This window comes from Chondrinema litorale (assembly GCF_026250525.1).
Taxonomy (GTDB): Bacteria; Bacteroidota; Bacteroidia; order Cytophagales; family Flammeovirgaceae; genus Chondrinema; species Chondrinema litorale.
The window spans coordinates 98784-111729 of sequence record NZ_CP111045.1 but is presented as its reverse complement, the minus strand read 5'-3'; the positions used below and the strand labels follow the sequence as shown (position 1 = coordinate 111729).

Here is a 12946-nt window from a genome sequence, read left to right as displayed (position 1 = left end):
TATCTAAAGCCTTTCTTTTAATAGTTCCAAATTACTCATTTCCAATCTATTAGTGTATTGTAATTATTATATTTAAGAACACAAATTAACACAACAATCACACTATGAGAATTTACAGATTACAAAAATTAATCTGCTTGGTGGTTTTCTGTGCCTTTGCTTTTACCCCGGCAATATTTGCACAAAAAAAAAGAAAATCAGCTACCGCAGAAGAATTACTTAGCTACGATGAAAAGCTCTACAGCAAAATAGAGTATCGCTTAATCGGGCCATTTAGGGGAGGTCGATCTTGTACCGTTGCCGGAGTTCCGGGTGACCCTAATGTCTACTATTTTGGTTCTGTTGGTGGAGGTGTTTGGAAATCGATGGATGGCGGAAATACCTACCAAAACATTTCAGATGGTTTCTTTGGTGGCTCTGTTGGCTCAATTGCCATTGCTCCTTCTGACCCCAATGTTATTTATGTTGGCTTGGGTGAAAAAACTGTACGTGGTAATGTGTCTTCTAACTTTGGAGTTTGGAAATCTACTGATGCTGGCGAAACTTGGGCATTTATCGGTTTAGAAAACACTATGCACATTGGCAGAGTAAGAGTACACCCAAAAGACCCAGACATTGTATATGTAGCTGCCATGGGCGATTTATGGAAGCCCTCTGAAGAAAGAGGTGTTTTTAAAACAACTAATGGTGGTACAAGTTGGGAAAAAGTCTTGTTTGCCAACGAAGATGCCGGAGCAGTTGATCTAATTTTAGAACCGGGAAATCCAAGAGTAATTTATGCCAGTACTTGGAATGTACGCAGAACACCTTACAGCTTTTCTAGCGGTGGTCCTGGTTCTGACCTTTGGAAAAGTACCGATGCAGGTAAAACTTGGAAAAAACTTACCGATCTGCCTAATATGCCAGCCTCACCAAGAGGAATTATTGGTGTAACTGTTTCACCAGTAAATCCTAAAAGAGTTTGGGCTTTAATTGAAGCAAACGATGGTGGTGTTTTCCGTTCAGATGATGCTGGTAAAACTTGGAAGAAGATTAATGAAAACCGCGCTCTAAGATCGCGTGCTTGGTATTATACCAGAATTTATGCAGACTCACAAAACGAAGACATGGTTTATGTAATGAACGTTTCTTATGCTGTTTCTAAAGATGGCGGTGAGAATTTCAACTTGCACAATGCACCTCATGGCGACCACCACGATTTATGGATCGATCCTTACAACAACCAAAGAATGATAATTGGTGATGATGGCGGAGCGCAAGTTTCAAACGATGCGGGTGAAAACTGGTCTACTTATTACAACCAACCTACTGCACAGTTCTATCGCATCGAAACAGACAACAGTTTCCCTTATAGAATTTACAGTGCTCAACAAGATAATACTTCTGTGAGAATCTACCACAGAACTGCTGGCAATAGCATTAGCGAAAGAGACTGGGAAATAACTGCCGGTGGTGAGAGTGCTTGGCATGCTGTTGATCCTAAAAACGATAATATTGTTTACGGAGGAAATTACAAAGGTTACCTCTATCGCTTCGATCACGAAACCCAACAGCGTAGATACATCAATGTATGGCCACTAAACCCTGCCGGTTCTGGTGTTGAAGTAATGAAATACCGTTTCAATTGGAATTTTCCAATTATGTTTTCTAAACACGAACCAGAGAAATTATATGCATTTTCTAACCATGTACATGTCACCACTAATGAAGGCCAAACATGGGAAACCATAAGCCCAGACCTTACCAGAAACGATTCTACCACTTTAAAGTCTTCTGGTGGACCTATTACACAAGACAACACTGGTGTTGAGTTCTATGCAAACATTTTCACCATTATGGAAAGCCCGCATGAGAAAGGTGTTTTATGGACTGGTTCAGATGATGGACTGTTACACCTTACTAAAGATGGTGGCAAAAACTGGAAAAATGTAACTCCTCCTGAGGCTCCAAAGTGGATTATGTGGAACTCAATAGATCCGCATCCAACTAATCCGGGTAGCGCTTATATTGCAGGAACCATGTATAAAAGTGGCGATTTCACTCCATATCTTTACAAAACCTCAGATTATGGACAAACTTGGACAAAAATTACTAGTGGAATCGATGCCAAGGATTTTACAAGAGTAGTTCGTGCAGACCCTAAAAAAGAAGGTTTGTTATACGCTGGTACAGAATACGGCATGTATATCTCATTTGATGATGGTGCTAGTTGGAAACCTTTCCAGTTAAACTTGCCGATTGTTTCAATTACTGATTTAAAGTTTAAAGACAATAACTTAATCGTTGCTACACAAGGTAGAAGCTTCTGGATTATCGACGACCTTACTCCTTTGCATCAACTAAGTGAAACAGTAGCAAAGAGCGATTTTCACCTCTACAAACCAAAGGATAGTTACAGAATGAGAACTGCCAATGGCAGAGGCAACATGAAACTGGAAGGCAAAAACCACCCTGATGGTGTAATGATGTATTTCTATTTGAAAGACAAACCAGATAGCACTTTTACTGCTTCTTTGGAGGTTACAGAACCGAATGGAAAAGTAATTAAGACTTTTGATTACAAAGCAAAAAATCCGAAAGAAAAACTGGCAGTAAACCAAGGCATGAATCTATTCCTTTGGGATATGCACTATCCAGATGCGGTGTCATTTCCGGGTTTGATTTTGTATTCTTCTAACACCAAAGGTCCTATAGCTATACCAGGTAACTACAAAGCAAAATTAACTGTAAATGGAGAATCTGTTGAACAGGACTTTAAAATCTTAATTGACCCAAGAATTAAAAGCACACAAGATGATTTGCAAGCTCAGTTTGATTTCTTAATTGAAGTAAGAGATAAACTTTCAGAAGCACATCAGACAGTAATTGATATTAGAAAAATTAAAAAAGACATTGATTACTTGAAAGAGAAACTGGGAGATGAAGCGGCTTATCAAGAGATTATTTCAAAAGCAGAAAAATTGAAAAAAGACCTAACTGTAATTGAAAATAACATTCATGAAACCCGCAATCAGGCTTATCAAGACCCTTTAAACTTTGGGATTAAGCTTAACAATAGGCTTGCATTTTTAGCTACACATGAGTCTGCTGGCGATTTTAGACCTTCTGATCAAGGTATTGCTTACAAAAAAGAAGTAAGTGAGCAAATAGATAAAGAACTCGCAGATTACAAGAAGACTGTAGATGAAAGTGTTGGTGAAATTAATAAGATGATCAAAGACAATTCACTTGATTTTATTATGGTGAATACCGATGAGTCTGAAAATACTTCAGGAAGGTAAAAAATAAATGGAGTGTTTAAAAGCAGCTCTAAAAGAGCTGCTTTTACCAACTCCCTCTCTTTAATCTAATCACTTAATACCATGCCCACAAGTGAGTGATCTCTTATGCGATTTTTGATCAATTTTTCAAATAGTGTCTAATAAAAACCGGAATTTCAACTGCACATAACTTACTCACTTCCAGATACAAAACAATTTCAACAGACAATTCATGATAAAACAATATTTGAAATCACAAACTTGTTACAGTCTAAAAGTTTATCTTAATTTTAACAATCCTATGTAACTCTTTTACTTTAATTTAGACTGTATCTATTCACACAATTTTTTTAATCTACCCGGTTGGTATTGTGTATCAGATTATGATATAAAAGTACCTTGTCAATACCACAATAATCATATAAACAGTCATACAGCTACCTGATTATCGTCAGTTTTAATTCGAGTTTTAGTTAAGCGAAATCAATTAAAAATAGAGATAATTAACCTGCCTTTTCATAAGCTACTCTTAACCAGCTTACTACTTCTTCGTTTACCTCACCTTTAGAAGTTATTTTAATTACGTGGCTGCACATGGCATTGGCTTTAGTTATTGCTTCTAGCATACCTTGTGGGACTTGATCTTTTAAGTTTAAGCTAATTTCGAAACGAGTCTTGGTAGCAGGCTGCAACATGGCAAATTGCTTTTTTCTTCGTATGCTCACATATGCTTTTTTTGGAGCTATTTCAACATCATCTCCAAAGCCAGAAATTGTTTGTATAAGCACATCATAAATTTCTTTGAGTAGCTCCTTGTCTTTGTATTGCGCAGTTACTAAATCTTCTGTATTAGCAGCAGAGCCAGCATCTGCTTTTCTGGCTTTTAGTGCTACCATATTTGCAAAACCATGTGTAAACTGGTGTTCTGTTTTCAAAAACTTTAATATTTCACCATGTTTACTAAACTGCTTAGACTGAACAATATCAATCCACTCAGTCAACGATTTTCCTGTGTTTTTCTCCAAATTGGCTATCATGGTTTCTTCACCTGATGCCGGGTTAGTTTTTGCCATATTTACTTTATCGGTTATTTATAACTGAATATAACATTTTTCGACAAAATAAATAAAATCAAAAGGTAGAAGTTATACTTCTATGTTATTCTTATTCAATACACTTTTTACTAGTCTGCCTAAAGTCAATCCTTGCCCGATGATGGAGAATACTACAATAGTATATGTAATGGTAAGAAAGAAATCTCTTTGCATTTGAGGTTCCAGTGAAAGTGCCAAAGCAATAGATATTCCACCTCGAATACCTCCCCAAGTCATAATCATATTGGTTTTAGGAATAAAATCTAGCTTCTTATCAAATACGGCAATAGGACCAGCCAAAGCCAAATAACGGGCTACCAAAGAAACAGGAATTGCCAACAAACCAAACAATATATATTCGGTGTCTATGGTGATAATGAGCAATTCGAAACCGATTAACACAAAAAGAATGGCGTTTAAAAACACATCTACCAATTCCCAAAATTTATCCACGTAGTTTTGCGTAGTATCTGACCATGCTGCTTGGGGTGACCAGTTTCCAATAAACAAACCAGCAACAACAATCGCCAAAGGCCCTGAAAAATGTAGAAAACTTGCCAAACTATATCCACCCATTACCAGCGCCAAAGTAATCATCACTTCAGTTTCATAATGGTCGATAATTCGCATCAACTGAAAACCTACCCAGCCTAGTATTAAACCTAATACAATACCACCACCGACTTCTTCTGCAAATAACAAGACCACATCTGTAAAAGAAATAGCATCTATGCCTTTAGACGCCATATTGAATATTACGAGAAACACAACCACACCAACGCCATCATTAAAAAGAGATTCACCTACAATTTTAATTTCTAACTTTTTAGGTGCTTTGGCTTCTTTTAAAATACCTAAAACTGCAATTGGGTCTGTAGGAGAAATGAGCGCTCCAAACAATAAACAATAAATAAAGTCTACCTGATGACCAAGTGAGTTGGTAAGGAAGTACATCATCCCTCCCACTAAAAAAGTTGATAGCAGTACGCCAAGAGTAGAAAATAAAGCAATGGGGGCTTTGTAACTTCTTAATACATCTAATTTAGTATGCAATGCACCTGCAAAAAGGAGAAAACTCAGCATTACATCTAGTAAGATGGTTTCGAAATCGATGCTTTGGATAAGCGCTTTGGAATCTTCTAAAATTACTGGATTAACTGCTCCCAAAGCCAACACTGCGAAAGTAAGTGCAATGGCCATAATCATGAGACCAATGGTAAATGGAAGTTTAAGAAAACGGGTATTGATAAAAGCAAAGATGGCAGAAAGAACAGTAAGAATACTAACGATAGTGAAAATCCCCATAAGATTAAAAAGTGCTTAGGTATTAGTTAAATTAACAATCACGGTGGCTGCAAGTACAGCGATAAACTCGCTTGCAAATGTAACAGCTAAAAGTCAAAAAAGGAGATTCTCTTCTGTTTCAATCGATATTTAAAACATTAAGCAGGACAGTACCTATTGCAAAGCCTCTTGGCATTTTTTAATTTGAAATATGAACAAAACACATTGTTACCAGTATTTGATTATTCTACTAGTCGGATTCTTTTTTCATACAAATTATACTTATGCACAGGATTTACCGAGGGTAATTGTTTCTACAGACATTGGTGGCGATGATCCAGACGATTTTCAGTCGATGGTGCATTTTCTATTGTATGCCGATATGTTTGATATTGAGGGATTAATTAGTTCGCCGCCCAAAGAAGGCAGAGCCAAGCATATAAAAGAAGCCATTGCAGCATATTCTCTAGATTATCCTAAACTGAAACAACATGGAGCTTTCCCAAAGCCTAGTAAATTGCTAAAGCTCACCAAACAAGGCGCTACAGATGCACAAGCTGGATTAGTACCTCAAGAATTAAGCGATGGTGCCGAATGGATAATTAAAAAGGCACAAAGAAAAGACGAAAGACCATTGTACATTCTCGTATGGGGTTCGATTACTGATGTCGCTCAAGCAGTACACAAAGCACCCAATATCAAAGAAAAAATAAGAGTTTATTCCATTGGTTCGTGGAATACCCGACTCGATTCGCTTTCTCAAAACTATTTATTCGAGCAGCATCCAGACCTTTGGTGGATTGAAAATAACACTACTTTTAGAGGGATGTATATGGGAGGTAACCAAACCGATGATTATGGAAACTTAAGTTTTATTGAAAAACATGTTAAAGACTATGGTGCAATGGGCAAGCTGTTTTGGGAAAAGAAGAAAGATATAAAAATGGGTGATACACCCGCAGTTTTATACATGCTTCATGGAAACCCTGCTGATCCCGAAAGTGAAAGTTGGGGTGGTGCATTCATCAAAAAAGATCATGGACCAAATTACTGGACGGATAACCCAGATGCATCTTTGATTGAAAATGACAAAGCCGGAGCCAAGACGGTCAATAAATGGCGCAAAGCTTATCTTGATGATTGGAAGGAAAGGATGTTGTGGTTGAGATAATAACAAGTTTACAAAATTCGCATTTATACAAAAAAAAATAGTTTAATGGCATGTACTTTTTTCCTTGATGAAAAAAGTACGAAAAAAATCAATAGCTCCGGCTACCGGAAAATCCGATGCTTCAACGCACAGTGCCAATCTCACCCCCGCCGGATTCTCAGCCCCACCCTTTTTTATTTTAAAAAGTCACTCCACCCCAATAACATCATTTAGCTTTTCCCAAATATCATTTTGGAAAGTAGTAGGCACAAAATCATCACTGGGTAACTCTCCCATTCTAATTACGATGAGGTTTTGACTTGGAACAATGTCTAATAGCTGTCCATTTTTGCCCATGGCTGCAAACATATCTTCTGGTGCATCTGGGCATAAATCTTCATTAAAAGTTAGTTGCAAACCCGGCAACTGGAAAGCTCCTTTGCCATTTAACCACCATAAATAACCATAAGAAGGATTTAAAGTCTGAGAAGTGTTGACCATAGCTTCCAGATAATTTTCGTCTCCCAATAGCGTAATTTCTTCCGTTTCTGTTTGCCATTTTCCATTGTTTAAAACCATCAATCCATACCTTGCCATAGAGCGGGCATCACTAAAATAAACATGGTTGCTACCTACATATTCCCAAAAGCCTGTTATACCAATTTTATCGGCAATTTTATCTTCAAAATATGTATCGAAATCTTCGTCGGTAGCTCCTTCAATTACACCATCTAGCAAAGTGTAAGGAGCGTTGTGGTAAGCCCATCGCTCACCGGGATCAGCCAGATACTCCAAGCATTCAGGGTCGGTACAATCAGCATTGCTAGCATCATCTAAGCCACTGGTCATGGTGAGTTGGTTTAAAACCGTAATCTTTGCTTCTTGTTCAGTGGTGAGACTTGTCCAACCAGTTCCCAGATAATCTGAACTTGGGTTATCGATATCCAAATAGCCTTCTTCTTGGGCAATACCTACTAAAAAAGAAGTGAGTGTTTTACCAGCAGATGCCCAATACCAATTGCTATTTTTATTAAAATCGAAACCGATTAAAGTTTTGCCTGCATAATGCTCGATGGCGATTTTCCCATCTTTTAAAACCAAAAAAGCTCTGGAATTACTTTCTTCCAGAAAGCTGATGAGATCAGGAATTTTATCGCTGTTCCAACCTAAAGAATCTGGGGAAACGGTTTCCCAAGTGCTGCCAGTTAATGGCGGAAAGTACAACTCGCTGGTATCATTTCCGATTGGTGAAACATCTGTGCCATCTTCGGTACAAGAGGCACTTAAAAAAATAGCAATGATTGAAAGGTAAATAGTTCTAAGCATGGGTAATTAGCTTTTATTTACCTTTAGACGCCTTGGGGTTTAAAAAGTTTAAAGAGTGGTTAAAATTCACTTGAGATTTTTGATTAAAAAAATTTAAATCAACATAAACTACTGATAATTAAAATACTGTACTTTTATCTTGATATAAAAGTACGGCAGCGACCGACCGCCAAAAGATCAAGACTGCGAAAGCATTTACTAAATTTTTTACGCTTTTGCTAAAATCTCCGAAACAGCAGCGACTGACGCTCACTTCGTTCAAACAGCGGATATTTTTTAACGCAAATACTCCAAAAATTTTAAACGAAAATGCTTCCTAGGTCGATTAGTGTTTTGATAATCAATTCATTTAAATTTAAAAATTGAAATAAAGATAATTAAGCAAGAATGTCTTTTACAACATTTCCCGCTACATCAGTTAATCTAAAATCTCTGCCTTGAAAATGATAAGTGAGACTTTCGTGATCCATACCTAAAAGATGCAGTATCGTCGCGTGCAAATCGTGAATATGCACACGATCTTTTACCCCGTAATAACCGATTTCATCAGTTTCACCGAATGTAAATCCTTCTTTTACTCCACCTCCTGCCATCCAGATAGTAAATGCTTCTGTATGATGATCGCGACCATAAAAAGCCATTTGTTTGCCTTCGCGGTTTTCTTGCATAGGAGTTCTACCAAATTCACCACCCCAAACCACCAAAGTTTCATCTAGCATTCCACGTTGTTCCAAATCGGAAAGTAAAGCGGTCATTGGTTTGTCTACTTCGTTGCAACGATCAACAAAACCGTGTTCCAAAGAACCATCTTTACCTGAACCGTGAGAATCCCAACCCCAATGATACAATTGGATGAAGCGCACATTTTTTTCTGCTAGCCTTCTAGCCAACAAACAGTTATTAGCAAAAGAAGCTTTACCCGGTTCTGTTCCATACATTTCGTGGATGTATTCCGGCTCTTTAGAAATATCCATCGCTTCGGGCACAGACATCTGCATTTTAAAAGCCATCTCGTATTGAGAAATTCGAGATAATATTTCAGGATCATTTACCTCATTGTAATTCTCCTGATTGATTCGGTTAATCGCATCAATGGACTTTTTACGCAAATCTCGACTCATTCCATCTGGATTGCCCGTATACAAAACCGGATCGCCTTTAGATCGGCATTGCACACCTTGATACACCGTAGGTAAAAAGCCACTTCCCCACACACTTTTGCCTGCACTTGGTGTATTTCCTCCCGAACAAAGCACGATAAAACCCGGCAAGTTTTCATTTTCAGTGCCAAGCCCATAAGAAACCCACGAACCGATACTTGGTCTGCCTAATCTTGGAGTTCCGGTATGCATGAGTAATTGTGCGGGAGCGTGATTGAACTCATCGGTATGCATGGCTTTTAAGAAACTCACCTTATCGGCTTTTTGAGTGAAATGCGGCAAACGATTAGAAATCCATGCACCAGAATCTCCGTGTTGCTTAAAATCGGCAATGGGACCCAACATTTTTGGAACCCCTCGAATAAAGGCGAATTTCTTCCCTTCTAGCAAAGAAGGTGGACACTCCAAACCATGCAGCTTTGCTAGTTCAGGTTTGTAATCGAACAACTCCAACTGTGAAGGTGAGCCAGCCATGTGTAGATAAATCACCCTTTTGGCTTTAGGTACAAAATGCGAAGCCTTGGAAGCTAAAGCGTTACCAACTTGTTGAGAAGCTGACTGTACTTTGTTTCCAGAACCACCTACACAACTGCCCAACATAGTACCCAGTGCAATGCTGCCTAAACCGGTAGTGCAATTGCGTAAAAAGTGCCTTCTGGTAGTTTGTTCTAGAGATTTATATTGTAACTCTTTGAGTATGTTGTCGATGTTTTTCATTTCATTCCTTAGTTAAAAATTCATCCATATTTAAAATGGCATTTGCCACCACCGTCATAGCAGCGAGCTTTTCACAATCTCCTTCACATTTATCGGGCAATTCACTTGATTCAATATTTGCCGTTTCAAGATTCACTTTGCCCTCCATGCCTTTGTTGCTTGGCTGCTTTTCATTCTCTGGTTCATCGTAAGCTTTTGGGAAGTTGAGCAAGTTGACTACAGCACTATCATTTTCTTGGTAGAAGGCATAAGCCTCATGCCATAAATCTTGCAAAGCGGCTTTCTTCTCTGTGCTAATTTCTTTCAGCATGGCCTCTTGATAACCCATTTCAATTGCTACATTTATATCTGAATCTTTCAGCATTTTTTGCGCTAAAGCAATGGCCGTTTCTATGTAGACTGGATCATTTAAGGTGACCAAAGATTGCAAAGGCGTATTGGTTCTAATTCTTCTAGGTACACAAAATTCACGGCTTGGTGCATCAAAAGAAATCATAGAAGGATATGGGCTCGTTCTCCGCCAAAAAGTATATACTGCTCTCCTGTAGCGATCTTCGCCATCACTGGTTTTCCATTTGAGACCACTGTAAATTACTTGCCAAACACCTTCTGGCTGTGGAGGCATTACTCCTTTGCCATACATTTTATCGCTGAGCAAACCGCTTACTGCCAATGCCTGATCGCGCACCTGTTCTCCACTCAATCTAAATCGAGGACCTCGTGCAAGCAACCTGTTAGCAGGGTCTTTTGCGAGCAATTCGTTATTTACTTTTGAGTCTTGCCTATAGGTAGAAGAAAGCACTATTTCTTTCAACAGCATTTTCATACTCCATTTATAATCGTGCATAAAATTCCAAGCGAGCCATTCGAGTAATTCTGGATGCGATGGTTTTTCTCCCTGTGTTCCAAAATCTTCGGTGGTTTCTAAAATCCCTTTACCGAAAAGCTGCTCCCAAAACCGATTCACTATTACTCTTGCAGTTAATGGATTTTCTGGACTCATGATCCAATTTGCCAAATCAAGTCTGTCGGCTTCGCTTTGTCCATTTCGAGTAGTTAATGGATGTAGAAAATCAGGTGTTCCGGCTTTTACTTCTTCACCATGTGCTGTCCAATTGCCTCTTTCAAATACATGGGTTTTTCTTTTAAAGTCTGATGGATGATCTAACATTATCGGACTCCTTTTTACTTCTGCATCAGTGAGTGCTGTTAACAGTTTTTCATGTCTAGCAAACTCCATATCTTCTTCTCCCGGTAAGCTCTTCATAAAAAGCATCCATTCCATACTCCATACATAGCCCGGTTTGCCATCAAACACAAAGTACAAATCGTGCACACCTTCTATAGCTTTCAAATCGACCAAATCGGCTTTAAAGCCCCAGTTTGTTCCATTTGATTTTACAGGAATCGTTGTAATTAACTCACCATTTAAACCATCTAAGCGAATTTCAACTGTGCCTCCTGCATTTTGAGCACCATATCTCAGCAAAAGTTTATCATAATTTTGTAGATGGAATGATGGCAAACGGGCAAAACCTCCGGCTTCTACACCAAGGTATTTGTTATCAATTAAAGCACCTTTCACAATGGTATCAAAAGCATGTGGCTGCACTTTAGGTTCGATGGTTTTTAAGAAGTAATCCAGTTCTTTTACTTGCTCTTCCGATTGTGTATGTGCTAACACCCAGTTTTTCAGACTATCGATTTTCGCCTGATCTTCAGGCTTTTCATAAAACCTGATATTGGGATATTCACCCGGCACATCTTCATCCTGAGAATTGTTGAAGAAAGCATAAAACTGGTAATATTCTTCTTGTTTAAAAGGATCATAAGGATGGCTATGACACTGCACACAGGCGAAAGTTGTGCCCATCCAAGTATCCATTGTGGTATTTACTCGATCGAGCACCGCAGCAACGCGAAACTCTTCATCATCGGTTCCACCTTCATCATTGTTCATTGTATTGCGATGGAAACCAGTTGCCAATAATTGCTCATCAGTTGGGTTTGGCAATAAATCTCCCGCTAACTGCTCTATCGTAAACTGATCGAATGGTTTGTCTTCGTTAAAAGCTTTGATTACCCAATCGCGGTATTTCCAGATAGTACGTTCGGAGTCTTTTTCATAACCTTTAGAATCTGCATATCTCGCAAGATCGAGCCACATGGAAGCCCAACGTTCTCCAAATGCAGGTTGCGCCAATAAGCTATCTATCAACAATTCATAAGCTGCATCATCAGGATTTTGCATGTATGTCTGATACAGATGTTTTGGTGGAGGTAAACCAATTAAATCTAAACTCACCCTTCTTGCCAATACTGCCGGATTAGCCTGTTTAGAAGGCTGCAATTTCTCTTCTTGCAATTTACTCAGCACAAATCGGTCAATATCATTTCGTACCCAATTGCCAACATCAGACTTAGAAAAGCCTGCAAAAAAACTTTCCGGTTCAGGCACTGGAACTTCTGTAATTGTCTTGTAAGCCCAATGTTCTCCCCAATTCGCTCCTTGATCAATCCATCTGGTAAGTACATCAATTTCTTCTGCACTTAGCGGCGGACTTTCAGGAGGCATTCTTTCTTCGGGGTCTTGGTGGGTAATCCGCTTTATAAACTCGCTATGGCTAGCATCGCCGGGTATAATTGCCGGATGCCCAGATTTTGTAGGTGCTAAAGCTTCATTTTGGAAAAGCAGACTGAATTCGGCAGACTTTTTAACTCCACCATGACAGGTAATGCATTTTTTATTGAGTATCGGTTTTACTTCTGTGTTATAGTCTACCAGGGCTTCATAAAACACAAAAAACCAAACAAAAAATATCAGGCAAACAAACAGGCTGACCAGACCAATAATTCTGGCCAATTTATATGAATTGCTAATCATTTCATTTCCATTTTACACCGTAGCATTTTGCACATACAGTTAAATTGAAAATACGCTTTTTCAGCCTGATT

At 38.6% G+C, this 12946-nt stretch carries 7 protein-coding genes; 2 read left to right on the top strand and 5 right to left on the bottom strand.

The genetic code is table 11. The features are described from left to right. Positions 1-104 precede the first annotated feature (104 nt). On the top strand, positions 105-3281 hold the full coding sequence (locus tag OQ292_RS23340; RefSeq protein WP_284686795.1) for a beta propeller repeat protein: 3177 nt from the start codon (positions 105-107) through the stop codon (positions 3279-3281). 482 nt (positions 3282-3763) lie between these two features. Here OQ292_RS23340 and OQ292_RS23335 read toward each other — a convergent pair whose 3' ends face one another. Together OQ292_RS23335 and OQ292_RS23330 are read right to left on the bottom strand one after the other, a co-directional pair. Further along, positions 3764-4333, bottom strand: a complete 570-nt coding sequence (locus tag OQ292_RS23335) for a DUF4287 domain-containing protein (protein ID WP_284686794.1) — start codon at positions 4331-4333, stop codon at positions 3764-3766. Between the two features lie 72 nt (positions 4334-4405). Continuing rightward, positions 4406-5659 (bottom strand): cation:proton antiporter, encoded by a 1254-nt coding sequence (locus OQ292_RS23330; protein ID WP_284686793.1) that lies wholly within the window; start codon positions 5657-5659, stop codon positions 4406-4408. A 190-nt stretch (positions 5660-5849) separates the two neighbouring features. Between OQ292_RS23330 and OQ292_RS23325 the strand changes: the two genes are divergently transcribed. Further along, on the top strand, positions 5850-6809 hold the full coding sequence (locus OQ292_RS23325) for a DUF1593 domain-containing protein (RefSeq protein ID WP_284686792.1): 960 nt from the start codon (positions 5850-5852) through the stop codon (positions 6807-6809). A gap of 186 nt (positions 6810-6995) precedes the next feature. Here the strand turns inward: OQ292_RS23325 and OQ292_RS23320 are convergent, their stop codons facing one another. The 3 genes from OQ292_RS23320 to OQ292_RS23310 all read right to left on the bottom strand — a co-directional run bounded on the left by OQ292_RS23320 (position 6996) and on the right by OQ292_RS23310 (position 12875). Then, on the bottom strand, positions 6996-8114 hold the full coding sequence (locus OQ292_RS23320; protein WP_284686791.1) for a serine hydrolase domain-containing protein: 1119 nt from the start codon (positions 8112-8114) through the stop codon (positions 6996-6998). 377 nt (positions 8115-8491) lie between these two features. Beyond that, positions 8492-9991 (bottom strand): DUF1501 domain-containing protein, encoded by a 1500-nt coding sequence (locus tag OQ292_RS23315; protein WP_284686790.1) that lies wholly within the window; start codon positions 9989-9991, stop codon positions 8492-8494. 1 nt (position 9992) lies between these two features. Beyond that, entirely contained in the window at positions 9993-12875 is a 2883-nt protein-coding gene (locus OQ292_RS23310; protein ID WP_284686789.1) for a DUF1553 domain-containing protein, read from the bottom strand. Positions 12876-12946: the final 71 nt, after the last annotated feature.